The sequence below is a fragment of the Tepidicaulis sp. genome, from assembly GCF_965222285.1.
Lineage (GTDB): Bacteria > Pseudomonadota > Alphaproteobacteria > Parvibaculales > Parvibaculaceae > Tepidicaulis.
In genome coordinates this window covers 812,384-835,767 of record NZ_OZ244942.1, presented here as the reverse complement: position 1 = coordinate 835,767, position 23,384 = coordinate 812,384, and the positions used below count along the sequence as shown (strand labels likewise).

25 protein-coding genes and 2 riboswitches are annotated in these 23,384 nt (G+C 61.1%); of the genes, 9 read left to right on the top strand and 16 right to left on the bottom strand.

Annotated elements, in window-relative coordinates:
* Positions 1-126: 126 nt before the first annotated feature.
* The 5 genes from ACOQOT_RS03945 to ACOQOT_RS03925 all read left to right on the top strand — a co-directional run bounded on the left by ACOQOT_RS03945 (position 127) and on the right by ACOQOT_RS03925 (position 2,632).
* Positions 127-345, top strand: coding sequence for an AtpZ/AtpI family protein (locus ACOQOT_RS03945; protein WP_420561072.1), 219 nt, complete (start codon positions 127-129; stop codon positions 343-345).
* Between the two features lie 10 nt (positions 346-355).
* Positions 356-1,135: a F0F1 ATP synthase subunit A gene (locus tag ACOQOT_RS03940; protein ID WP_420561071.1), complete on the top strand. Its 780-nt coding sequence runs from the start codon at positions 356-358 to the stop codon at positions 1,133-1,135.
* A 124-nt stretch (positions 1,136-1,259) separates the two neighbouring features.
* Positions 1,260-1,484 (top strand): F0F1 ATP synthase subunit C, encoded by a 225-nt coding sequence (locus ACOQOT_RS03935; protein WP_045445300.1) that lies wholly within the window; start codon positions 1,260-1,262, stop codon positions 1,482-1,484.
* Between the two features lie 62 nt (positions 1,485-1,546).
* A complete protein-coding gene (locus tag ACOQOT_RS03930; RefSeq protein ID WP_420561070.1) occupies positions 1,547-2,125 on the top strand; it encodes a F0F1 ATP synthase subunit B in 579 nt (192 codons plus the stop codon).
* A 12-nt stretch (positions 2,126-2,137) separates the two neighbouring features.
* Complete coding sequence (locus ACOQOT_RS03925) at positions 2,138-2,632, top strand: ATP F0F1 synthase subunit B (protein ID WP_420561069.1); 495 nt, start codon at positions 2,138-2,140, stop codon at positions 2,630-2,632.
* 81 nt (positions 2,633-2,713) lie between these two features.
* Here ACOQOT_RS03925 and ACOQOT_RS03920 read toward each other — a convergent pair whose 3' ends face one another.
* The 7 genes from ACOQOT_RS03920 to ACOQOT_RS03890 form a co-directional block, all read right to left on the bottom strand.
* On the bottom strand, positions 2,714-3,931 hold the full coding sequence (locus ACOQOT_RS03920) for a serine hydrolase domain-containing protein (protein ID WP_420561068.1): 1,218 nt from the start codon (positions 3,929-3,931) through the stop codon (positions 2,714-2,716).
* 68 nt (positions 3,932-3,999) lie between these two features.
* Entirely contained in the window at positions 4,000-4,572 is a 573-nt protein-coding gene (locus tag ACOQOT_RS03915; RefSeq protein ID WP_420561905.1) for a nucleotidyltransferase family protein, read from the bottom strand.
* Positions 4,572-6,143, bottom strand: a complete 1,572-nt coding sequence (gene gcvPB / locus ACOQOT_RS03910) for an aminomethyl-transferring glycine dehydrogenase subunit GcvPB (RefSeq protein ID WP_420561904.1) — start codon at positions 6,141-6,143, stop codon at positions 4,572-4,574. The genes ACOQOT_RS03915 and gcvPB overlap by 1 nt, the downstream gene beginning before the upstream one ends.
* Positions 6,144-6,148: 5 nt before the next feature.
* Positions 6,149-7,495, bottom strand: a complete 1,347-nt coding sequence (gene gcvPA / locus ACOQOT_RS03905) for an aminomethyl-transferring glycine dehydrogenase subunit GcvPA (RefSeq protein WP_420561067.1) — start codon at positions 7,493-7,495, stop codon at positions 6,149-6,151.
* A gap of 4 nt (positions 7,496-7,499) precedes the next feature.
* A complete protein-coding gene (gcvH, locus tag ACOQOT_RS03900; RefSeq protein ID WP_420561066.1) occupies positions 7,500-7,877 on the bottom strand; it encodes a glycine cleavage system protein GcvH in 378 nt (125 codons plus the stop codon).
* A 46-nt stretch (positions 7,878-7,923) separates the two neighbouring features.
* Complete coding sequence (gene gcvT, locus ACOQOT_RS03895; RefSeq protein ID WP_420561065.1) at positions 7,924-9,081, bottom strand: glycine cleavage system aminomethyltransferase GcvT; 1,158 nt, start codon at positions 9,079-9,081, stop codon at positions 7,924-7,926.
* 63 nt (positions 9,082-9,144) lie between these two features.
* Positions 9,145-9,256, bottom strand: a riboswitch (glycine riboswitch).
* A 1-nt stretch (position 9,257) separates the two neighbouring features.
* Positions 9,258-9,357: riboswitch (glycine riboswitch) on the bottom strand.
* A gap of 172 nt (positions 9,358-9,529) precedes the next feature.
* Positions 9,530-10,117, bottom strand: a complete 588-nt coding sequence (locus tag ACOQOT_RS03890) for a hypothetical protein (protein WP_420561064.1) — start codon at positions 10,115-10,117, stop codon at positions 9,530-9,532.
* 232 nt (positions 10,118-10,349) lie between these two features.
* On the opposite strand from ACOQOT_RS03890, the gene ispH reads away from it, so the two are divergent.
* From ispH to rnhA, 3 genes are read left to right on the top strand one after another with little or no spacing between them, the layout of a single operon-like run.
* Positions 10,350-11,321, top strand: a complete 972-nt coding sequence (gene ispH, locus ACOQOT_RS03885; protein ID WP_420561063.1) for a 4-hydroxy-3-methylbut-2-enyl diphosphate reductase — start codon at positions 10,350-10,352, stop codon at positions 11,319-11,321.
* Between the two features lie 8 nt (positions 11,322-11,329).
* The gene (thrB, locus tag ACOQOT_RS03880; RefSeq protein ID WP_420561062.1) at positions 11,330-12,295 is read left to right on the top strand and encodes a homoserine kinase; all 966 of its coding nucleotides are present in this window, start codon (positions 11,330-11,332) and stop codon (positions 12,293-12,295) included.
* Positions 12,292-12,726 (top strand): ribonuclease HI, encoded by a 435-nt coding sequence (gene rnhA, locus ACOQOT_RS03875; RefSeq protein ID WP_420561061.1) that lies wholly within the window; start codon positions 12,292-12,294, stop codon positions 12,724-12,726. Before thrB ends, rnhA begins: the two co-directional genes overlap by 4 nt.
* A gap of 60 nt (positions 12,727-12,786) precedes the next feature.
* Here the strand turns inward: rnhA and ACOQOT_RS03870 are convergent, their stop codons facing one another.
* A complete protein-coding gene (locus tag ACOQOT_RS03870; RefSeq protein WP_420561060.1) occupies positions 12,787-13,272 on the bottom strand; it encodes a peroxiredoxin in 486 nt (161 codons plus the stop codon).
* Positions 13,273-13,406: 134 nt separating this feature from the next.
* The gene (locus tag ACOQOT_RS03865) at positions 13,407-14,279 is read right to left on the bottom strand and encodes a protein-disulfide reductase DsbD domain-containing protein (protein WP_420561059.1); all 873 of its coding nucleotides are present in this window, start codon (positions 14,277-14,279) and stop codon (positions 13,407-13,409) included.
* Positions 14,280-14,385: 106 nt separating this feature from the next.
* On the opposite strand from ACOQOT_RS03865, the gene ACOQOT_RS03860 reads away from it, so the two are divergent.
* A complete protein-coding gene (locus tag ACOQOT_RS03860; RefSeq protein WP_420561058.1) occupies positions 14,386-15,021 on the top strand; it encodes a YqgE/AlgH family protein in 636 nt (211 codons plus the stop codon).
* A 14-nt stretch (positions 15,022-15,035) separates the two neighbouring features.
* On the opposite strand, the gene ACOQOT_RS03855 is transcribed toward ACOQOT_RS03860, so the two are convergent.
* From ACOQOT_RS03855 to ACOQOT_RS03825, 7 genes are all read right to left on the bottom strand, one after another.
* The gene (locus tag ACOQOT_RS03855) at positions 15,036-17,918 is read right to left on the bottom strand and encodes a putative bifunctional diguanylate cyclase/phosphodiesterase (protein WP_420561057.1); all 2,883 of its coding nucleotides are present in this window, start codon (positions 17,916-17,918) and stop codon (positions 15,036-15,038) included.
* Complete coding sequence (locus tag ACOQOT_RS03850; protein ID WP_420561056.1) at positions 17,918-18,502, bottom strand: GNAT family N-acetyltransferase; 585 nt, start codon at positions 18,500-18,502, stop codon at positions 17,918-17,920. The genes ACOQOT_RS03855 and ACOQOT_RS03850 overlap by 1 nt, the downstream gene beginning before the upstream one ends.
* 45 nt (positions 18,503-18,547) lie before the next feature.
* Positions 18,548-19,807 (bottom strand): M16 family metallopeptidase, encoded by a 1,260-nt coding sequence (locus ACOQOT_RS03845; protein WP_420561903.1) that lies wholly within the window; start codon positions 19,805-19,807, stop codon positions 18,548-18,550.
* Between the two features lie 2 nt (positions 19,808-19,809).
* Positions 19,810-21,213 carry a threonine synthase gene (gene thrC, locus ACOQOT_RS03840; RefSeq protein ID WP_420561055.1) on the bottom strand — a complete coding sequence of 468 codons (1,404 nt, stop codon included), beginning with the start codon at positions 21,211-21,213 and terminating at the stop codon, positions 19,810-19,812.
* A 68-nt stretch (positions 21,214-21,281) separates the two neighbouring features.
* A complete protein-coding gene (locus tag ACOQOT_RS03835; protein ID WP_420561054.1) occupies positions 21,282-22,013 on the bottom strand; it encodes an SURF1 family protein in 732 nt (243 codons plus the stop codon).
* A gap of 9 nt (positions 22,014-22,022) precedes the next feature.
* Positions 22,023-22,397, bottom strand: coding sequence for a DUF983 domain-containing protein (locus ACOQOT_RS03830; RefSeq protein ID WP_420561053.1), 375 nt, complete (start codon positions 22,395-22,397; stop codon positions 22,023-22,025).
* A gap of 111 nt (positions 22,398-22,508) precedes the next feature.
* The gene (locus ACOQOT_RS03825) at positions 22,509-23,342 is read right to left on the bottom strand and encodes a cytochrome c oxidase subunit 3 (protein WP_420561052.1); all 834 of its coding nucleotides are present in this window, start codon (positions 23,340-23,342) and stop codon (positions 22,509-22,511) included.
* Between the last annotated feature and the right edge of the window lie 42 nt (positions 23,343-23,384).

Below are 23,384 nucleotides of genomic sequence, written 5' to 3'. Positions count from 1 at the left end.
GATCAGAGCGACCTAGATCAGCTCCGGTCCTTAGGGGAACGATTGAAGCATGCGCAAGGGAGCAGCAAAAGCCAAGGAAACCGGGCGTCTTCTGGCCGCCCTTCCGATATGGGTCCGGCGCTCCGCATGTCGACGGAGTTTATCGCGGGCGTAATTGTCGGCGGGGGAATTGGGTGGTTTCTGGATAAGTGGTTCGAAACAATGCCGCTTTTCCTGATCATCTTTCTCGGGCTGGGAACGGCGGCAGGTGTCGTCAATATTATCCGCGCGGCGAATGCGCTGAGCACGAATGCGGGCGCGGATAAGGGAAATGATCAGGGCGGCTCGCCGCCCGCGAAGATGTAAGGCGGAAGCTGTGGCAGCACAAAATGGACAGGACGGCGGTTTTCCAGTCGATCCGTTGCATCAATTCGAAATCACCACCCTGGTTCCTTTGAACATTGGCGGTATCGACGCCTCTTTCACGAATTCCAGCCTCTGGATGGTGCTGACGGTTTTCGCCGTCACCTTCCTGACGGTTTTTGCGGTGCGCGGGCGCAACATGATCCCCGGGCGGATGCAGTCCATTGCCGAAATGTCCTACGAATTCGTCGCCAATATGGTGCGGGACAATGCCGGCAATGACGGGCAGCGCTACTTCCCCTTCATCTTCTCGCTGTTCATGTTCATCCTGCTCGCCAACTTCCTGAGCATGCTGCCCTACTCTTTCACCGTCACCAGCCACATCATCGTGACCTTCGCGCTTGCCGCGCTGGTTTTCGTAGGCGTGACGATTATTGGCTTCGCCAAGCACGGCCTCGGCTTCCTGCGGCTTTTCGTGCCTTCCGGCGTGCCCGCCGTGATCCTGCCGCTCGTCGTGGCGATCGAGGTGATCTCTTATCTTTCCCGTCCGCTCAGCCTCTCGGTTCGTCTTTTCGCGAACATGCTGGCCGGTCACATCACGCTCAAGGTTTTCGCCGGCTTCGTGATCGCGCTGAGCAGCGCGGGCGTTGCGGGCATCTTCGGCGCGGTTCTGCCGCTTGCCATGATCGTCGCCATCACGGCGCTGGAATTCCTGGTCTGCGCCCTGCAAGCCTATGTGTTTGCGGTTCTGACCTGCATGTATCTGGGCGATGCCCTGCATCCGGGCCACTAAGCGCCCTTGAACGAGTTATCCCGCGCCCTCCGGGGCGCGCCCTATGGAAACAAGTTTCGGTTGGTCATGGGGACCGAACGATTTACCGCTGTCAGGAACTTTAAGGCAGAAGGAGCATAAGGCTATGGAAGCGGAAGCAGCTAAATTCATCGGCGCCGGTATCGCGTGCCTCGGCATGGGCGGTGCAGGCATCGGCCTCGGCCACATTTTCGGTAACTACCTGGCGGGTGCCCTGCGCAACCCGTCTGCTGCAGACGGTCAGTTCGGCCGCCTGATCTTCGGCTTCGCCGTGACGGAAGCACTTGGCATCTTCTCGCTGCTCGTCGCGCTGATCCTGCTGTTCGCCTAAGTTCCATTTAGGTGTGACGTGGCCGGCCGCTTCGGTGGCCGGCATATGATCAGGAGGGTTTAATGCCCGAGAACGCGCAAAACGAGATTGTTATCGGTCAAGACAATCTCGGCCTGCAAAGCGAAGTCCAGATTCCCGAAGCGGGTCATGAAGGCGGGTTTCCGCCCTTCAATACGGAAACGTTTGAAGCGCAGCTCGTCTGGCTCGTCATCACTTTCGGCATCCTCTACTATCTGATGTCGAAAGTGGCGCTGCCGCGGATCGCGAATGTGATCGAGGAACGGCGGGACCGGATTGCAGACGACCTCGATCAGGCCGGCCAGTTCAAGGCCCAGACCGAGGAAGCCATCCAGTCCTATGAGACCGCGCTTGCCGAAGCCCGGGCGAAGGCACACGCCATCGCCCAGGAAACGCGCGACCGCCTCTCCGCCGAGACGGACTCCCACCGCGAGAAACTCGAAAACGAGTTGAACAAGAAGATCGCGGATGCGGAAACGCGGATTGCCGCCACCAAGGAAGCCGCTCTTGCGCATGTGCGCGGCGTGGCGACCGATGTGGCTTCTTCCATCGTTACGCAGCTTCTCAGCGAAGATGCGGACACGGCGGCGGTTGAAAAAGCCGTCGACGCCAAACTCGGATAAGGGAGACAACAGATGCAGGCTCTTCTCGTTGATTCCTCTTTCTGGGTTGCCGTCGGCCTTGTCATCTTCCTCGTCATCATCGGCCGCGCGAAAGTGCATAAGCTGATCGGCGAGAAGCTCGATGAGCGTGCGGAGAACATCAAGCGCGAGCTTGAGGAAGCCCGCCGCCTGCGTGAGGAAGCCCAGCAGCTGCTGGCCTCCTATCAGCGCAAGCAGCGCGACGCGGAGGCAGAAGCCGAAGCGATCATCGAACAGGCGGAAGCCGAAGCCAAACGCCTGGCGGAAGAAACCCGCAGCAAGCTGCAGGAACAGGTCGCCCGGCGCACGAAAATGGCGGAAGACAAGATCTCCCAGGCCGAAGCGCAGGCCGTCAAGGAAGTACAGTCCCTGGCCGCTGAAATTGCCGTCAGCGCCGCACAGGAAGTCATCGGCTCGAAACTGGCCAGCGGCGGCGCCGCCCGTCAGCTCGACAAGGCGATTTCCGAGGTTAAAGACAAGCTTCACTAAGCCTTACAGCTTCAAGCAAATAAAACCCCGCGAGGCTCCGGCCCCGCGGGGTTTTTCTTTGCTCCAAATACGAAGTCTTGCTCAGTTCAAGCGGTTGCCGATTTCCCGGAAGAATTCGATGGTCTCCAGCTCCCGGAAAGCGGAGGGATCGTCGGACGTGGCATAGTCGCTATTCGCCGAGAGCTTGACGATGACGAGATCCCGGGCCGGGTTCACATAGATGAACTGGTTATAGACACCGATGGCGGAGAACTCGCGCTCCGTGCTTTCGATGATCCACCATTGATAGCCATAGCCGAGCGGAAAGGCGGAGGCCGGATTGTTGCCGGGCATGAGATGCGGGGCATCGGGCGTTGTCGAGGCACGCACCCAGTCCGCCGGAACAAGCTGCTTGCCCTGCCAGACACCGCCCTGCCGGTAAAGCTCGCCGAGCTTGGCATAATCGCGGGCCGTGGCGTTGAGCCCGCCAAAGACCATTTCCATGCCTTCATCGTCGATCAGCCAATACGCATCCGATTCGGCGCCGAGCGGCTTCCAAAGCTTTTCTTCCATGTAACCCGTGACGCTTCGCCCCGTCGCCTTCGTTAGAAGAAGACCCAAAACCTGCGTATCGGTGGAATTGTAGTGATTATAGGTGCCAGGTTCCCGTTCGCCTTCCAGCGTGGCGGCAAAGGCATTAAGCGAGCCGCCCAGCGCCAGAATGCGCCCGAAGCGGTTGATATCGGAGTCCGGGTCGCCGTAATCCTCGTTCCAGCGCGCGCCGGAGGACATTTGCAGGATGTCCTTGATCCGCACCCCGTCATAAGCGGAGCCTGCAAGCGAGGGCGCATAGGCCGTCACCGGCTCCTCGATGCTCTTGATATGCCCTTCCTCCACGGCAATGCCGATGGCAGCGGACACGAAGCTCTTGGCGACGGACATGGACATCCAGTTCACGTTCCGCCCGCCGGTCAGCATATAGCGCTCGAAACGCACCTTGCCGTCTTTAAGGACGAGCAGCGCGCTTGTATCGGTCTCAGCGAGAAACGTCTCCGTATCGACGCTCTTTCCGCCAAACATAAAGCTTTCCGGCAGCTCGATGGGTGCGCCGTCCGCGAACTCGAAAGGCGTTTCGGCCGCATGCATGGTGGCGACCGGAAACATATCTGCCATGCGGCCAAAATTTTCATATTGCTCGGCGCCGGTAAAAAGCGAGCTGGCAAAAGAAAGCCGATCGAGTTCACGCTTATAGATTAGAAAGCCGATGCCGGCCGCCACGATAACAAGCGCCAGCGCGCCCAAAATTATTTTCTTTTTCATAATCCCCTCATTGCCCAATAGCGAGCTTACTCTATCGCGACCGGGCGCCCATAAAAACGCAAACCGCTTCAGGCGGGCGGGACTACTGTCAGCTCCGGCCAGACCGCTTTCCAGCGCGCGGCCTTACGCTCATATTCGCGCGCGCCGAAATTCGCCGTCACATTCGGGCGGATCAGCATCTGCGCAATGTCGGCGAGCCCATCCGGCGCATAAAGCTCATAGCCGCCTTCTCCATCCGGCTTCAATCCGACCTTGCAGGCAGGCGCCAGAAACCGGTCGATCCCCTCGCAGGCGCTTTTGAGCGGCGCATAAGGCAGGCCGAAGCGCTCTTCATACCAAAGATGCACCCGCGCCTGGTTCTTCACCTCGATCTCGGCATCGAGATCGGCAAAAAGCGCCTTGGCACGGCGGATCACCTCATCTTCCGCTTCCCAGGAAAGGTCGGCACCACCAAAATAAAAGATGTCGTAATCCTTGATGCCATGAGCGACAGGCCGGCCGGTTTTGACGTTCCAGCAGGTCTGAAACAAAGCGCCCGACACCAGCCAGGCATCGGGCGCTTTCAAATCGGGCAATCGTTCGAGAATGGCGCGGTTCACCGGGTTTTCGCACACGGTGCGGATGAACTCAGCCTTCTCCATCACTCCGCCGCTTTCGAGGCCGGTTCGTTGCGCCCATGCTGCCAGCGCAGGATGGGCTTGCGGGCGGCCTGCGTTTCATCGAGGCGGCGGCGCGGTGCAAGGTAAGGCGCGCCGGAAAAGCGTTCCGTCTCGCCGCGCTTGGCGCTTTCGGCAAGATCGCGCAGCGTTGCGATGAAGAGATCGAGACTGTCTTTCGATTCCGATTCCGTCGGCTCGATCAGCATCGCCCCATGCACGACTAGCGGGAAATACATGGTCATGGGGTGGTAGCCCTCATCGATCATCGCTTTGGCAAAATCCAGCGTCTCGACACCCGTGCCCTTCAGGAAGCTGTCATCGAAAAGCGCCTCATGCATGCACGGGCCTTCATAAGGCGCGCTCATCACATCTTTCAGCGATGCCAGGATGTAATTGGCCGAGAGAACCGCATCTTCCGATGCCTGGCGGATGCCGTCCGCGCCGTGGGAAAGCATATAAGAGAGCGCCCGCACGAACATGCCCATCTGGCCGTGGAACGCGGTCATACGGCCAAAAGGCTGGCCGGTGCCTTCGCTCTCATGCTCGATGGCGCGGTAAGCGCCCTTTTCATGCACGATCCAGGGCAGCGGCGCGAAAGGCGCAAGCGCCTCGGAGAGGACCACGGGTCCGGCCCCCGGCCCGCCCCCGCCATGGGGCGTCGAGAAGGTTTTGTGGAGATTGATATGCATGGCATCGACGCCGAGATCGCCAGGACGCACGCGCCCTGCAATGGCGTTGAAATTCGCGCCGTCGCAATAGAAATAGCCGCCCGCCTCATGCACCGCATCGGCGATCTCGATGATATCGCGCTCGAAAAGGCCGCATGTATTGGGGTTCGTCAGCATGATGGCGGCGACATCTGGGCCGAGCTTTGCCTTGAAGGCCGCCACATCCACATGCCCGTCTTCGGTGGCGGGAATGGAATCGACGGTAAAGCCGATCTGCGCCGCCGTTGCCGGGTTCGTGCCATGGGCCGATTCCGGCACCAGCACGCGTTTGCGCGTGCCTTCCTCGCCGCGCGCGCGCAGCGCCGCATCAATCGCCATCATCCCGCAAAGCTCGCCATGCGCACCCGCTTTGGGCGACATGGCAACGGCGGGCATGCCGGTCAGCTCTTTCAGCCAATGGGCAAGCGTGTCGATCAGTTCCAAGGCGCCCTGTACCGTCTGCTGCGGCTGCAGGGGGTGCACATCGCCGAAGCCCGGCAGGCGCGCCATCTTCTCATTGAGGCGCGGGTTGTGCTTCATGGTGCAGGAGCCGAGCGGATAAAGCCCGCTATCGATGGCGTAGTTCTTCTGCGAAAGACGCACATAGTGGCGCATCACTTCCGGCTCGGAGAGGCCCGGCAGGCCGATCCGCCCCTGCCGCGCCACCGTGCCAAGACGCGGCGCAAACTCTTCCGGCTCGTCCAGATCGACGCCGGAAGCGCCGGGACTGTCGAGTTCGAAAATCAACGGCTCTTCCTGCACGAGGCCGCGATTACCGGTGAAGGTTTCATGGGGCGTGAAGCCCGTTTCAGCGCCCGTGCCGGTAGGCCGGCCTTTTGCGTTCATGCTGCTCATGCCAGCACCTCCTTCAGCGCGCGCGCATAGGCGGCGCGGTCCTGATCGCTATTGACTTCGGTCGAGGCAACGGCGATCAGATTTTTCACCGCATCATTGCCGGGCATCAAGCGGGAAAGCGGCACGCCGCCGAGCACGCCTTTTTCCACCAGCGCATCAATCACCTCGGCGCCCGGTTTCGGCGTTTCGATGGTGAATTCGTTGAAGAATGTTTCGTTCAGCACTTTCACGCCCGGCACCGCGCCAAGCGCGTCTGCCAGTTTCACCGCATTTGCATGGTTGATCCGCGCAAGGCGCGTATAACCTTCCTCACCGAGGAGCGAGAGATGGATCGTGAAAGCCAGACAGCAAAGACCCGAATTCGTGCAGATATTGCTCGTCGCTTTTTCACGGCGGATATGCTGCTCGCGGGTGGAGAGGGTCAGCACAAAGCCACGCTTGCCTTCCGCATCCACCGTTTCCCCGCATAGACGGCCAGGCATCTGGCGCACGAATTTCTGCTTCGCCGCAAAAAGCCCGACATAAGGCCCGCCGAAATTCAGCCCGTTGCCGAGTGACTGGCCCTCGCCCACCACGATATCCGCGCCCATTTCACCGGGCGGCGTAATAAGGCCGAGCGAGACGATTTCCGGCACGACGACGATCATCAGCGCGCCTTTGGCATGGGCCGCCTCGGCAAGCGCGCTCAAATCCCGCACATGGCCGAAGACATCCGGGTTCTGCACCACCACGCAGGAGGTTTCCTCGTCGATCTCGCCGGCAAGGCCTTCGGTCCCTTTCGGGCAGGGCGGCTCGGTGACGAGCTTATAGCTGCCGAAATCGGAAAGGTTCGCCACCACGTCCTGATAATGCGGATGCAGATTGCCGGAGAGCACGGCTTTCTTGCGCTTGGTGACGCGGTGCGCCATCAGCACCGCCTCGCCGCAGGCCGTCGAGCCGTCATACATGGAGGCATTGGCCACTTCCATGCCGGTCAGCAGGGCGACCTGGGTTTGAAACTCGAAGAGATATTGCAGCGTGCCTTGCGTGATCTCGGGCTGATAAGGCGTATAGGAGGTCAAAAACTCCGAGCGCTGAATAAGATGATCCACCGTTGCCGGGATATGGTGCTTGTAAGCTCCGGCGCCGACGAAGAACGGGACCTGGCTTGCCGCAATATTTTTACCCGCCATGGCGGCGAGCTGGCGCTCGACTTCCATCTCGCCCTGACGGCGCGGCAGATCGATCAGCCCGTCCAGGCGCGCGGCCTCGGGCACATCCTTGAAGAGCTCATCGACGCTTTTCGCGCCGATGGCCGCGAGCATTTGCGCCCGGTCGTCCTTCGTCAGGGGGAGATAACGCATGTGATCAGTCCAGCTCTTTGATGTATTTCGCGTAAGCAGCTTCGTCCATCAGATCGTCAAGCTCGTCTTCGTCGGTCAGCTTGAGTTTGACGAACCAGCCCTCGCCCATCGCATCTTCATTGACGCGGCCGGGGGCAGCTTCCAGTTCTTCGTTCACCTCGATCACTTCGCCGGAAACGGGCGCGTAAACCTCGCTCGCCGCCTTGACGGATTCGACCACCGCCGCCTCATCGCCCTGCTCCAGCGTCTTGCCGATATCGGGCAGCTCGACGAAGACGACATCGCCAAGCTGTTCCTGCGCGTAATCGGAAATGCCGATCGTGGCCGTGTCCCCATCGACCAGCACCCATTCGTGATCTTTCGTAAAGCGAATATCGCTCATTGCCCTCAGTCCCTTGTTAGTCCTGCCTCTGTGAGGCCGTTTCTGTTTACTTTTTTCCGCGGTAATAGCGCTGAGCAACGAAGGGAAGCGGCGCGACATGCGCGGGCCGCTCTTTCCCTCTCACCATCAGCACGACTTCGGTACTCACATCACTTGCGCCCGTTTGCACATAGCCCATGGCAATGGGCCTGCCGACGCTGGGGCCGAAGCCCCCGCTCGTTACAACGCCGAGTTTCTCACCCGAGGTAGAGAAAATTTCCGTGCCCTCGCGCGCCGGCGCCTTGCCATCAGGCAGAATGCCGACCCGCTTTGAAGGCGCACCGTTTTTAAGCTGATCCAAAATGGTTTCGGTCCCCGGAAAGCCGCCTTCCTCACGCCGGCGCTTCGGGATCGCCCAATTCAGTGCCGCCTCCACAGGCGTCGTCGTTTCGTCGATATCATGGCCATAAAGGCAGAGCCCGGCTTCAAGGCGCAGCGAATCGCGCGCGCCAAGGCCGATGGGCTCGACTTCTTCATGAGCAAGCAGCGCGCGGGCCACCGCCTCGGCCTTATCCGCGGCGACGGAAATCTCGAACCCGTCCTCGCCCGTATAGCCTGCGCGGGTCAGATGGCAGGCAATCCCGTCAAAAGTGCCGCGCCGCGCATCCATGAAAATCATCTCGGCGGCTTGCCGCGCATGGCGGGCCAGCACGTCGCCTGCGCGCGGGCCCTGCAGCGCGAGGAGCGCCAGATCTTCCAGCGGCTCCAGCGTCACGTTTTCCGGCAGGCGGGCGGCGATATAGGCGTAGTCCTTTTCCTTGCAGGCGGCATTGACGACGAGAAGGAGTGAGCCCTCCTCTTCGGGCGCCGCGGGGCGGGCGACCATGAAATCGTCCACGATCGTTCCTTTATCCGTCAAAAGCAGGGAATAGACCTGGCGGCCCGCTCCAAGGCCTTTGAAATTGCCCGGCGCCAGCGCTTCAAGGGCGGCGGCCACGGTTTCATGGTCCGGGCCTTTCAGGCGCGCCTGGCCCATATGGGAAACATCGAAAAGACCCGCCGCCTCGCGCGTGTGCACATGTTCGCCGAGCACGCCTTTGGGATATTGCACGGGCATGTCATAGCCCGCGAAGGGCACCATGCGCGCGCCTAGCTCCAGGTGCAGGCCATGCAGCGGCGTTGTCTTCAAATCTTCAGGAGTTGCCGCGGCTGAACTCTCACCCATGGGACGCACCTTTCACGGTAATTGAGCGGGACCGCCCCAAACCTTGCGGCTTAAAGCAGTGCCCCCTCTGTCCCATCTACCTGAGAGATTTGACCCGGCTCACGCGGCGCGCCGGGCTTACTCCTTCGGTGAGGCCCACGCGCAGCTTAAAAGGCGCGGCCTGCTTTCCAGAGTGCCATCCTTCTGCGGTCCTTTTGCCTGAGAGTTTCCGGGGCGGTTGCTCCTTCGGCGCCGGGCTGCCTTTCGGGCAGGGCCGGTCTCTCCCGCAGAGATCTTCTGTATGTGCCGGGATGATAGGCGGCAAGCGGCAGGAGTCAATTGCTTCCGGGCAGGGCCTGCGCGCCTTGCAAAAGCCCCTGAGATTCCGCGGGAAATGCGAGGGCTCCCCCAGGTCATCCGGCGGCCCGAATCGGCGTCAGCGGCGCTAAAAAGCGGCTTTCCGGGGCTTTTACCGGCCCTCGGTCCGGTTTGCCTCGAGCTGGTCTTTCGTCAGCTGGAAGCCCACCAGCATTTCATAAGCCGAGCCGTCGAAAGGCGGCACATAGGGCACTTTCGTCTCTTCGATGGAATGGACGAAACCGACCTTTCGGCTCGCCCCGCCGAAAGAAAGGGTCAGCTCGCGCACTTCCTTGCGCAGTACCCGCGAAGAGGTCTCGGTCAGCGCAATGAAGACCGGCACCTTCACCTGGCGCGAGGTCGCCGCAGGACCCAAATCCGCCGTGCCGCGGAAGGCGATATCCACATAGATAATGCCGTCATCGAGATCGTATTCGCAGGCCGTCACCGCCTCTTCGATCTCCGCACTCACCACCACATCGGTAATATCGCGGCCATTACCCTCATAAACGGTAAGGGTTTCGGTATCGGCCAGAATGCCCACGCTCGGGCAAGGAAGACTGGCGAGCTTTTCCCGCTCCGCCTCGGAGGCGCAGCCTGCCAGAGCGGCGGCAAGAGCGCCCATCGCGGCAAATGCGGCCAGACGGCCCTTCGGGGTGTTCTCACGCTTCCGGATCGGCGCTAGACCGCTCTTTCCCATTTCCGCTCTCTCTTGCTGGCGGCACCTGCCCGGCCGGGCGCGTGCTCGTTCCTTGACTTTATCAGGCCTCGGCCCTCTATTACCCTCAGATTCGCCTGTTGGCGGCCGGCGCGGCCAAGCCCGTGCACTTTACCGAAGGGCCAGCGGCCCCACAAGGTGCGGCGCCCCGCGGGGAAAGCTTTTCACGCTGGCGCCACTCGAAACCCTTTTCATGCGACCTTGAGCTTAGACGATGGATCAGGCCCCCAAAGACCTCCCGCCAATCACGCTGCTGCTCGCCAATCCGCGCGGCTTCTGCGCGGGCGTCGACCGGGCGATCCAAATCGTCGAGCAGGCGCTGGTGAAATACGGACCACCCGTCTATGTGCGCCACGAAATCGTGCATAACCGCTATGTGGTGGAAGACCTGGAGCGCAAGGGCGCGATCTTCGTCGAAGAGCTCGATGAAATTCCGGACGATGCCCGCGTGATCTTTTCCGCGCACGGCGTGCCGAAATCGGTGCCGGCCACGGCTGAGGCACGCAATCTCTTCTATCTCGATGCCACCTGCCCGCTCGTCTCCAAAGTGCATGTGGAAGCCGAGCGCCATTTCGAGGCGGGGCGCGAGATCGTGCTGATCGGCCATGCCGGCCATCCGGAAGTGATCGGCACGATGGGCCAGCTCCCGGACGGCGCCGTGGCGCTGATCGAAACGGTGGCGGATGCAGAGGCTTTCGAGCCCAAGAACCCGGACAAGCTCGCCTTCATCACGCAGACGACGCTTTCCGTCGATGATACCGCCTCCATTGTCGCCGTGCTGCAGCGCCGCTTTCCAGGGATCGCCGCGCCGCATAAGGAAGACATCTGCTATGCGACGACAAACCGGCAGGCCGCGGTCAAGGCCATGACCGCACAAGACGGCGGCGGGGCGGATGCGCTCCTCGTCATCGGCGCGCCTAATTCGTCGAACTCCATGCGCCTTGTGGAAGTTGCCGAACGGGCCGGCTGCACGCGCTCCATGCTGGTACAGCGGGCGGGCGATATCGACTGGCCCCGCCTTGCCGGCGCGCGCCGGGTCGGCATCACGGCCGGTGCCTCGGCGCCGGAAATCCTCGTTGAGGAAGTGATCGACGCTTTCCGCGCGCATTATAACGTCACCGTCGAAACGCTCTCCGTGACGGAAGAGAATGTGAGCTTTAAACTGCCCCGCGCATTGATGGGATAGGCAGGGGCATGGCGGTTTATACGGAAGTCAGCGACGAAGCGCTCGAAGCGTTCCTCACGGAATATGAAATCGGCGGCCTCCTCTCCTGCAAAGGTATTGCTGAGGGCGTGGAGAACTCCAACTTCATGCTGCATACCGATGGTGGCAGTTTCATCCTCACGCTTTATGAAAAGCGCGTCCATGCCGAAGACCTGCCCTTCTTTCTCGGCCTCATGAACCATCTGGCCGCCAAAGGACTGAAATGCCCGGTGCCGATCAAGCGCCGCGACGGCGAATTTCTGGGCGAGCTTGCCCGGCGGCCCGCCGCTATCATTTCGTTTCTCGAAGGCATGTCCGTCCACCGGCCTCAGGCCAAACATTGCCGGGAGCTTGGCGCTGCCATGGCCCGCTTTCATCTGGCAGGTGAGGACTTTCCCCTGACCCGCGCCAACAATCTCGGCGTCGATCAGTGGCGCCCGCTTTATCTTTCCTGTAAGGGACGCGCGGACGAAGTGCAAAAGGGTCTTTCCCGCGACATTGAAGCCGAGCTGGGTGCGCTGGAAAAAATCTGGCCACAGGATCTGCCGCGCGGCGTCATTCATGCCGATGCTTTTCCCGACAATGTTTTCTTCATTCATGACGAACTGTCGGGCCTTATCGATTTCTACTTCGCCTGCACCGACGCTTTTGCCTATGACCTTGCCATCTGCCTGAATGCCTGGTGCTTCGAAAAAGACGGCGCGTTCAATGCGACAAAGGCGCGGGCATTGTTTCAGGCCTATCAGCAAGTGCGCCCCTTGACGGAGGCCGAGCTCAAAGCCCTGCCGATCCTCGCCCGCGGCAGCACGCTGCGCTTTCTTCTCACGCGGCTTTACGACTGGCTGAACCAGCCGCCCGGCGCACTCGTCAAGCCGAAGGACCCGCGCGATTATTGGAAGCGGCTGCGTTTTCACCGGGACGTCAAATCCGCCGCCGCTTACGGAATAGATGAATGAGTACAGTCGAGATTTATACGGACGGCGCCTGCTCGGGCAATCCGGGGCCCGGCGGCTGGGGCGCGCTGATGATCTATAACGGCGTGGAAAAAGAACTCTCCGGCGGCGAGGCGGAGACGACGAATAACCGCATGGAGTTGATGGCCGCGATCCGCGCGCTGGAAGCCTTGAAGCGTTCCTCGAAAGTCGCGCTTTATACAGATTCCACTTACGTGCGCGACGGCATCACGAAATGGATTCATAACTGGAAACGCAATGGCTGGAAGAACGCCGCCAAGAAGCCGGTGAAAAACGAAGACCTGTGGAAGCGGCTCGATGCGGCCCTTGCCACACATGAGATCGAATGGCACTGGGTGAAGGGCCATGACGGGCATCCGGAAAACGAGCGCGCCGATGCGCTGGCCCGCTCCGGCATCGAAGCCTATCGTTAGTCCCAAACAAAAAAAGGCCGCCCCGGAAGGCGGCCTTTTGCTTTTCTCGAAAGCCGTATCTTAAAGCTGAGAGAGGATCGTGTCGGCGCCCGACACTTTCGCCTCGCCCGGATTAGGCTCCACATTCAGCTGCTTGACCACACCGTCTTCCACGATCATGGAATAGCGCTGCGAGCGTCGGCCCATACCGAAACCCGAGCCATCGAAATCGAGGCCGGTCTTGGCGGCGAAATCGCCATTGCCGTCGCCCAGCATCAAAACCGCATCGCCCGCGCCCTGCTGCTTGCCCCAGGCACCCATGACGAAAGCGTCATTGACGGAAAGGCAGGCGATTGTATCGACACCCTTCGCTTTGATATCGGCGGCTTTTTCGATGAAGCCCGGCAGGTGCTGGTTGGAACAGGTCGGCGTGAAAGCGCCGGGAAGCGCGAAGACGACGACTTTCTTGCCGCCGAAAAGCTCCGAGGTTTTAACCGGCGCAGGGCCTTTATCGGTGAGCTGCATCAGCGTTACGTCGGGCAGCTTCTCTCCTACTGCGATCGTCATAGAGGGGCCTCCTTTCAGGTAGGTTCGGGCATATGAACTTTTATCGGGCCGGTGCCCGGAAATTCCGATGCGCCATTTAACCCTTTATCGCCGCTTAGGCCAAGGAGAAGACCGAAAACAAAGGCGAGAAACCCTTAGCGAATCTCGACACGCTCTTCCCAGGCTTTGCCGCCTGCAAGGAAAGTAAGGTTCAGCATTTCGCCGGTAATGTCGCGTCCCGCGTCAAGCTCGACCGTATAGCGCGAAGGCTCGCCGATATGCTCAAGTTCGGCTTCGGCAAAATAAACGCCCTGCGGCCCGTCGACGATGAGCACGGGCGGTGCACCGTTACCGCCCTCCAGAAGAAGTTCCAGCTTGTTTTCATTTTCAAGCCGGGCCGTGGCGCGGCTGCCGCGCGCGGAAAGTGCCTCGGGCACGCGCGCCTCAAAGGTTTCGATCTCCGCCGCCTCGACGCTGCGTTCTGCCTCACCGGGCATCAACGTCATGTCGAAGGCGGCATCGGCAGGCACGCAAATCTCGTCGCAAAATCCGTAAGAGAAGGCGAGCGACAGTTTCAGCGGCTCGCCCTTCTCCGCCGCTTCCACCCGCACGGGCAGAATGACGTGTTTCTTATAGCCATAGGTCGTATCGGGCTGCGTAAACTTTTCCGGCGCGGGCCAAAGCGGCTCGGCGGATTTCAGGTTCTCAGAGCCCGACCAGTCGAAACGCGGCGGCAGGCCGGAATCGCCCGGATAACGCCAATAGGTTTTCCAGCCTTTGTCGAGCGCGATCTCGACGCCCAGCAAAAGCGAGCCATCGCCAAGTTCCGTTTGCGCCGAGACGAGCCTCACTTTCGCATAATCATGATCGACCCAATCACTTGCCGCGCTTTGCGTCGGGGTCTGCGCTGCAGCGACGGGTTCAGGCGCATTCACAAACGCGCCCACCCCGAGCAGGGCCAGCGCCGCTACCAGCGTCAGGCCGCCGGTGACCGGGTGAAAAAACGGATTTTTGCGAATATCACTCATACGGCCATAACAGCATAAAAATTCCGGTGTGGAACTAACACTCCAACAAAAGCACGTGAGCGCATTCTCCTTGAGTCCGCGCCCCCGAACCCGCTACCATCTCATCATGGTTGAGAGTGTTCCCAAGGGCAAGACAGGTCCGACTGTGGAAGGGTATCTGCAGGGCCAGTTCCTTATTGCCATGCCCACCATGGGGGACCCGCGTTTCGAACGCGCGCTGATCTATATTTGTTCGCACAGCGAAGAAGGTGCCATGGGGCTTATCGTTAACAAGTCCGCGCCCGGCATAACGTTCAACGGCCTGCTCGCTCAAGTAGGCATCGACCCCGTCCTTGCCACACCCAAAAACAGAGATATGGCGCCCATGCTGGAGGCGGAAGAACGCCCCATTCTCTTCGGCGGCCCAGTGGAGCCGGGTCGCGGTTTCGTACTTCATAGTCAGGACTATCTTTCCAAGGATAGCAGCCTCACCGTTTCACCCGAAGTGGCGATGACGGCGACGGTCGATATTCTGCGCGCTATCGTGCGCGGCACCGGCCCTTCCCGTTCCATCGTGGCGCTCGGCTATGCCGGCTGGGGTCCAGGCCAGCTTGAAATGGAAATTCAGGAAAACGGCTGGCTCATCTGCGACATGAACGAAGAGCTGCTTTACGGACCGGAAGTCGACACGAAATACGAGCGCGCGCTTGCCACGATCGGCGTCGATCTCTCCTTACTGTCCGGTGACGCCGGCCACGCCTGATTTTGGCGGCCGGCTTAATGCTGCCAGTGATGGGCGATGAATTTCACCGCCTCTTCCCCCGTCATTGCCTTGCCATAGCGGAAACCTTGCGCGAAGTCGCAGCGCAGCGCCATCATGTTGGCCGCCTGCTCGTCCGTCTCCACGCCTTCGGCCACCACGTCGAGCCCCAAGCCCTTGGCAAGGCTCACCATGGCTTTGACGATGACCATGGTCTCATCATTATGAAGGCTTTCCGAAACGAAGCTGCGGTCGATTTTCAGCGTGTCGAAGGGAAAGCGCTGCAGATAAGAGAGGCTTGAATAGCCGGTGCCGAAATCGTCGAGCGAAAGGCCCGCACCTTTTTTCTTCACCCGGTGCAGCATGCGCGCGGCAAGTTCCGGGTTTTCCATCACCAGACTTTCCGTCACTTCCAGCTTCAGGCTTTCCGGCGCAATATTCGTCTTGGACAAAAATTCTTCCAGATCCTGAATGAGATCGTGACGTAGCAATTGGCGGCTCGACACATTGACGGAGACGAAAAGCGGTCGCTGCAGCGGGAAGAGTTTCTGCCAGCCGACAAGATCCTGCGCCGCCTGACCGAGCACGAAGCGGCCGATATCGACAATGAGGCCCGTTTCCTCGGCCAGCGGAATGAAATCGTCCGGCGTCAGCATGCCATAGGCCGGATGATGCCAGCGGAGTAGCGCCTCGAACCCGGCCACCCGCCCATCGGCGAGCGACATGATAGGCTGGTAGAAGGCTTCGAGTTCCTTGCGCTCCAGCGCCCGGCGCAAATCATGTTCGAGCGGCACCTGGTCGCGCAGCTCCTCGCGCAGCTCCGGGGTGAATAGCTCGATATTTGCCTTGCCCGAACGCTTGGCATGGAAAAGCGCGAGCTCGGCTTCCTTGAACACATCTTCCGGGCGCTCATGCCGGTCTTCACAAATAGCGATGCCGGCGCTCGCCGCCGGAAAGACTTCCCGCCCCTGCATCTCGATGGGCTGGCCCAGCACATCCAAAATGGCCTCGGCCCGCTGATAGGCGTCCTCGGGCTCCGTATCGCCGACGAGGAGAATGGAAAACTCATCGCCTTCCGTGCGCGCCACAGTGTCTTCCGGTCCCACCAGCGCTTCCAAACGGCGGGCAAGCGTGATGAGCATCATATCGCCCGCGCCATGGCCGAAGGCATTGTTCACAGAGCGAAAGCGGTCGAGATCAATCACGATGAGCGCGGCGCGCGGGCGGTCCAGCACATCCGTACGGCGCACGGCGCGCGCCAGACGGTCGAGGAAGAGTACCCGGTTCGGCAGGCCCGTCAGATTGTCATGGACGGCATCATAAAGCAGCCGGTCCTCACTCATATGCTGAATGGTGACGTCTTCCACCGTGCCGGTGCAGCGCACGGCATAGCCTTCGTCCCCTGCAATGCAGGTTGCCTGCAGCGCGAACCAGCCATAATCGTCCGCCTCGTTGCGCAGGCGGAATTCCATGCGGAAGAACGCATCGCCTTGCGCAATATAGGTATTGAGCATGTTGCGGTAGGTTTCCCTATCCTCCCCATGCATGCGCTCGCGCCAGATCAGCTCGGAGCCGCAAAGCGTGCCCGCTTCAAGGCCGAGCTCGGCTTCCAAAAGCGGGGAGACATAAAGCCTGTCTTCCAGAATGTCCCAATCCCAAACGCTGGTGCGCGCGCCGGCAAGCGCGAAAGCATGGCGCTGCTCGGCCTGCAGAATGACCGGGTCCGTGCGCCGCCGCTGGGTTTGCACCTGATAGGCGATGGCAAAGGAAGTGAGCGCCGCCCCAATGATAAAAAGCCCGGCAATGACGGGCTCCATCATCAGCCCGTTCAAAGCACTTGTCAGCGCCGCCGCCCCGGCAAGCAGCGCAGCCAGATCGAAAAAGAAAAGTCCCGGCAGCCAGAGCTGGGCGGCACGCACGCCGTGCTCGGCCAGGCGGAAGGCGGCAAGGCTGCCGCCGAGAAGCGCTATGGCAAGCCCAAGGCGGATAAGCGTGCCGCCCGCTTCCGGCCAGATGAGCGCGAGAAGAAGCGCCGCGCCAAGACCGTAGCAGCCATAGCGCACCGCCTTTTCAAGGCGGGGGGCGTGGTGTTTGAGGGCGAGCTGATTGAGGCCGAAATAAAGCCCGGTCAAAAGCAGAAGCCCGTGCGAGAAAAACCGGATACGCCCTTCAAAGGCAGGGGAAAAACCCAGCACCGAACCGAGATAGCCGAAGCTTACCGCGAGCGTGAAAACGCCAGCCGCCATGAGCGTTGCAGCGCGGGCCGTTTGCGGCGCGCCGGTGAGAAGATAAAGCGCGGCCAGATAAACAAAGAGCACCCCGCCGATACCGAGAAAGACGCCATTGAGCAATGCCAGGCGCTGATCGAATAGAAAAAGCGCCTCAGGCCGCCAGAGCTGCAGATCGGCGGGCGTATCCTCTTGCGCATGAAGCGCGAGCGTCAGTGTCGTTTGCGGGGGAATGGTAAGCGCAACGCGCTGGCTATGGAGCCTCGTTTCAAGCTCGAAAGGCCCGCCGCCGACAAAGGCCGTGCGGTCGATACGGCCCGCGGCCGGTGAAGGCCAGACAAGCCCGCTGCCCGCCAACAGCCCGTGCCGGTTGACGAGCACGCGTTCCACCGTCTTGTCCGAGCGGTTGCGCAGCGCAAGCAGCCACCATTCGCCGCCTGCCGTTTCCTCCCCCGCCGAAAGAATGAGCGGTTTGCCGCCCGGCGTTTCAATGGAAAGGCGCCGGCCCGCCGCTTCATAACGTTCGGTAAAATCGGTCAGGTCTGTCACCGCTGCGCCTTCTTCAACGGCAATGGCGTCGAGCGCCTTGGCTTCGGAGAGCGGCAAGGCGCCGGCGAAAAGCGCGCAGCAGAAAATCAAAAACGAGGGGATACGGAACACGGAAAAAACCATCAGCGCGGGTCGCCGCTCAACAGCGCAAAGACGGCATGGTCATGCCACTGGCCATTGATCTTGAGATATTCACGCGCAATTCCCTCTTCCTTAAAGCCGCATTTTTTGAGCACCGCCTTGGAGCGCTCATTATTGATCAGACAGGCCGCCTGCACCCGGTGCAGGCGCAATTCGTCGAAGACGAAGGGCATCAGGGCTTTGACCGCCGCGGTGACATAGCCATTGCCCGCATAAGGCTCGCCCGCCCAATAGCCCAGCGCGCAGGATTGCTGCACGCCCCGTTGTACATTGGAAATCGTGCAGCCGCCAACGAGCGCATCGTCTTCGGCGCGGAAAATGAAAAACGGATAGGCCGCATCCTCGCGCACATCGCGCATATAGCGGCGCAGGCGGCGGCGGAAGGCGGCGCGGGTCAGATCGTCCGCCGGCCAGGTCGGCTCCCAAGGCGTCAGGAAGGCGCGCGAGCGGGTGCGCAGCTCCGCCCATTCGCCGTAATCGCTCATCATCGGCCCGCGCAGATAAACGCCCCTGCCCCTCACAAGCGGCGCCACCTCCGGGCGCGTCATAGATTTCAGGAAGACCATGCCTTGCCGTTTTTTGTTCCGGCCCGGTAAAGGCCGGGCGCGCCGTTAGCCGAATCTTGCCGCGATCCGGTCCTGCTTTTCAAGCCCGCCAAGGGGGCCGACAGCGGCAAGGGCGGGCGCGGGCCCCGCAAGCAAGCGTTTTGCATAGGCTTTCAGCGCCCCGGCATCCACCCGCTCCACTTCGCCGATCACGTGTTCGGTAGGCAATAAACGGCCGAAAACCATCATCTGGCGGGCCATTTGCTCGGCCCGGGCGCTGGACGATTCGAGCCCCATCAGGAGTCCGGCTTTGAGCTGCGCACGGGCGCGGGCGGTTTCCTCCTCGCTCGCATCTTCCCCAAGGCGCTGAATTTCTTCCGCCATGACGGGCATCAGCTCGCCGAGATCTTCCGGCGCCGTGCCCGCATAAACGCCGAAAAGGCCGGTATCGGCAAAAGACCAGTTGAAGGAAAAAACCGAATAGCAAAGCCCGCGCTTCTCGCGCACTTCCTGGAAAAGCCGGGAGGACATGCCCCCGCCCAGCACGCTCGCAAAAACCTGCGCGGTGTAATAATCCGGGTCCCCGTAAGGCACACCTTCAAAGGCAAGGGTCACATGCGCCTGTTCGAGCGGTTTTTCATCGCGCAGCTCACGCCCTTCAAAACGCGCGCGCTCATGTTCGTTCGGCCGCGCGGCGGGCAGCGCAGAAAACTTCTCCGCTACCTCGCTTACCAGCGCCTCATGATCGACGGCACCTGCTGCCGCGACGACCATGGAGGGGGCATGATAGCGGTCGGCCATGTAGGCGCGCAGATCGCCGGAGGAAAAACCGCCCACCGTTTCCGGCGTGCCGAGAATGGGCCGGCCCAGCGCCTGGCCGGGATAAGACACGCTCATCAAATGGTCGAAGACGATATCGTCCGGCGTGTCGGCGGCCTGCCCGATCTCCTGCAGGATAACCCCGCGCTCGCGCTCCAGCTCTTCGCCCTCGAAGGCCGAGCGCTGGAGAATGTCCGCCAGAATGTCGAGCGCCAGAGGCGTGTCTTCTTTCAGGACGCGGGCGTAATAAGCGGTCGTTTCATGAGAAGTTGCGGCATTGATATGCCCGCCCACATTCTCGATTTCTTCGGCAATGCGCTGAGCCGAGCGCGAGGCAGTGCCTTTGAACGCCATGTGCTCGAGCATATGGGAAATGCCGTGCCGGGCGGGCGTTTCGTGGCGCGCGCCCGCATCGACCCAAACACCGACAGAGACGCTGTCCACATGGCTCATCTCATCGGAAAGGATGGTCAGCCCACTATCCAGCCGCGTAACCTTGGGGTGCATGCTCATGCGGCAACCACCCGCGCCCTTTCACGGATATAGGCGCTCAGCGCTTTTACGTCATTGGCGAGCGTCGCGCAGCGCTCTTCGCGCTCGAAGAGCCCATCCATGCGCGCGGGCAAGGCGGGATGCTGACCCGTCACTTTTTCGACCGGCGCGGGGAACTTCGCCGGATGCGCGGTCGAGAGCGTGACCATCGGCACGTCTTTTCCCTGGCGCTTTTCTTCGGCAGCTTTCACGCCGACGGCGGTATGCGGATCGATGAGACGCCCCGTTTCTTTAAAGATACGCTCGATGGCCGCCGCCGTCTCTTCCTCGCTTGCACGCGCCGCGCCGAAAAGCCGGCGCGTCAGGGCAAGGCGTTCTTCATCGACCGAGAAGCCGCCCGACTGGGCAAGCGAATTCATCAGGCCGGCAACCTTCGCCCCGTCCCGCTCATACATGTCGAAAAGCAGCCGCTCGAAATTGCTCGAGACCTGAATGTCCATGGAAGGGCTCATGGTGGGCATCACCTCGCCCACTTCATAGCGCCCGCTCGTCATCACGCGGCTCAAAATATCGTTGCGGTTCGTCGCGATGATGAGCTGCTCGATGGGCAGGCCCATTTGCTTGGCAACATAGCCTGCAAAAATATCCCCGAAATTACCCGTCGGCACGGAAAAGGAGACAGTGCGCGAAGGCGCGCCGAGCGCAACCGCGGAGGTGAAATAATAAACGATCTGCGCCATCACCCGGCCCCAATTGATCGAGTTCACACCGGCAAGGCGGATCTCGTCGCGGAAGCCGTGATCGTTGAAGAGCGCTTTTACCAGCGCCTGGCAATCGTCGAAACTGCCTTCGATGGCAATATTATGGACATTGGCGTCGAGCACCGTCGTCATCTGGCGGCGCTGCACGTCCGAAACACGGCCCTTGGGATGGAGGATAAAAATATCCGTCGTCTCCCGGCCTTTGAAGGCCTCGATCGCCGCCGAGCCCGTGTCCCCCGAGGTTGCGCCGACGATCGTGATACGCTCGCCGCGCCGGGCCAGCGCATAATCGAAAAGCCGGGCGAGGATCTGCATCGCCACATCTTTAAAGGCAAGGGTCGGCCCGTGATAAAGCTCCATCAGCCAGTCATTGGGGCCGATCTGGGACAGCGGGGCGACGGATTTATGGCCGAAGCTGGCATAGGCCGCCTCGATCATGCCCTTCAGATCTTCATCCGGCACCGCATCGCCGATAAAAGGCTTCATCACCGCAAAGGCGGTTTCTTCATAGCTTGCGCCGGAAAGCGCACGGATTTCCGCCTCGCTGAAGCCGGGCCATTCAGCCGGCACATAAAGGCCGCCGTCCCGGGCAAGCCCGGTCAGAAGCGCCTCTTCAAATCCAAGTTCCGGGGCCGCGCCCCGTGTGCTGACGTATTTCACGCCTTCTGTCTCCCGGCTCAAGTGAAGGGGCGTACCCTAATCCCAAGGCAAAGGGGGGTAAAGCACCCTTAGCGCCGTTTCCCAAAGCTTAAGCGGCCCTGCGAGACGTGATAAGCGAAGTAAACGGCAATCAGACAGCCTGCAAGGCCGAACCAGGTCAGGGCATATTGCAGGTGATCGTTCTTGAGCTTCACGACGGAGGCCCCGGGCCGCGGCCAGCCGCCCGGCACCTCGCCCCGGTCCTGAATGAGAAGGAAGGGGGCAACGGGCGCGACTTCGGCATGAGCGGCCATTTTCTCTACATCCCGCGTGAACCAGGTATTGGCTTCAGGGTTATCCTCCGCATCGAGCGCGCCTGCCTGATGGGACGCGCGCACGACGCCTGAAAGCGTCACCCGGCCGTCAACCAATCCCTCGCGCCGCTCGTCTTGCTCTTTCAGCCGTTCGGGCACGAAGCCTCTATCGACCAGCACATAAGAGCCGTCGGCCAGGCGCAGCGGCGTGATCACGTCATAACCGGGGCCAATATCGGGGGCCTGCGTGAACCAGTGCATCTCTTTGTCATGCAGGAACGTGCCAGTCACTTCGACATGGCGGAACTCATGGGCTGCCAGATCGAGCGCGCGGGCCGCCTCGATATCGCCGATGGAAATAGTGGGCGCGGAAAGGCGCGCTTCCATGCGGGCAATGAGATCGAGCTTCCAGTCGCGCCGCTCGAGCTGCCATTGCCCGAGCGCAAGGAGAATGCCCAGCGCGATGAGGGAAGCGACGGTCGGCCATAAAAGAGGTCTGAAATACATGCCTTCCCCTTACCGCTCGAGCCGGCCTTCCTGGGCCTTGTGCTTATATTGCTGGGCAATGAGCCAAGTTTTGAAGGGCTGCAGCAGCAAGAGCGGAATGAGAATGCCGAGCGTGCCCCAGAGCACGCCATGCACCCAGTAAGGCGGCTGATAGCTCACTTCGACAAAGAGCGCCCCGCCGACGATCAGAAACCCGGCAATCAGGATGATGAACACCGCCGGGCCGTCGCCGCTATCCATCTTCGCAAGATCGAGCCCGCAATAATCGCATTTATCGGCGAGCTTCAGATAGCTCTTGTAGAGCTTGCCGTGGCCGCAGCGCGGGCACTTGCCCCGCAGTGCCAGCCCAAGCGAGCTTTGCGGGGGAAAATAGCGCTCATCCATCGGTCTATCCTTTCAAGCTCTTTTCCGTTTTTCCGGCCCCGGTCTCTCGCCGGAAAAGCAAAGGGCGGCTGCCAGATGGCGCCGCCCCCCGCATCTTAAATCCCCCGGCGCTTAGTGTGCGGCGGGTGTCCCTGCCGCCCACACATAGATGGAGGCGAAGAGGAAGAGCCACACAACGTCCACGAAGTGCCAGTACCATGCAGCGGCTTCGAAACCGAAATGCTGCTGCGGCGTGAACTGGCCGGCAACGGCGCGTCCCAGGCACACGGCCAGGAAGATCGTGCCGATGATCACGTGGAAACCGTGGAAGCCGGTCGCCATGAAGAAGGTGGCGCCATAGATCGAGCCGGAGAAGCCGAAAGCGGCGTGGCTGTATTCATATGCCTGCAGGGCAGTGAAGAGCATGCCGAGCACGACGGTCAGCACGAGGCCCATTTTCAGGCCCTTGCGGTCGCCATGCTGCAGCGCGTGGTGCGCCCAGGTCACGGTGGTGCCGGAGGTCAGCAGGATCAGCGTGTTGATCAGCGGCAGGTGCCAGGGATCGAAGGTTTCGATACCGACCGGCGGCCACTGCCCGCCCGTTGCCTCGACGCGCGCGAACTGCACGGCCTCATTGGAGAACAGGCTGGCGTCGAAGAAAGCCCAGAACCAGGCAACGAAGAACATCACTTCCGAAGCGATGAACATGATCATGCCATAGCGGTGATGAAGCTGCACGACGGGGGTGTGATCGCCGCTTTCCGCTTCCCTCACCACATCGCGCCACCAGCCGATCATGGTGTAGAACACACCGGCAAAGCCGATAAGCATCACCCAGGGAGCGCCGCCATGCATGTAATTGATGGCGCCGATCGCGAGCACGAAAGCGGCAAGCGAGCCCACGAAGGGCCACGGGCTTGGATTGACCAAGTGATAGTCATGATGTTTGGCGTGGGCGTCTGCCATTTCCCCTCACTCCGTTCTCGCGGGGCTAGCCCGCTCTTTCTC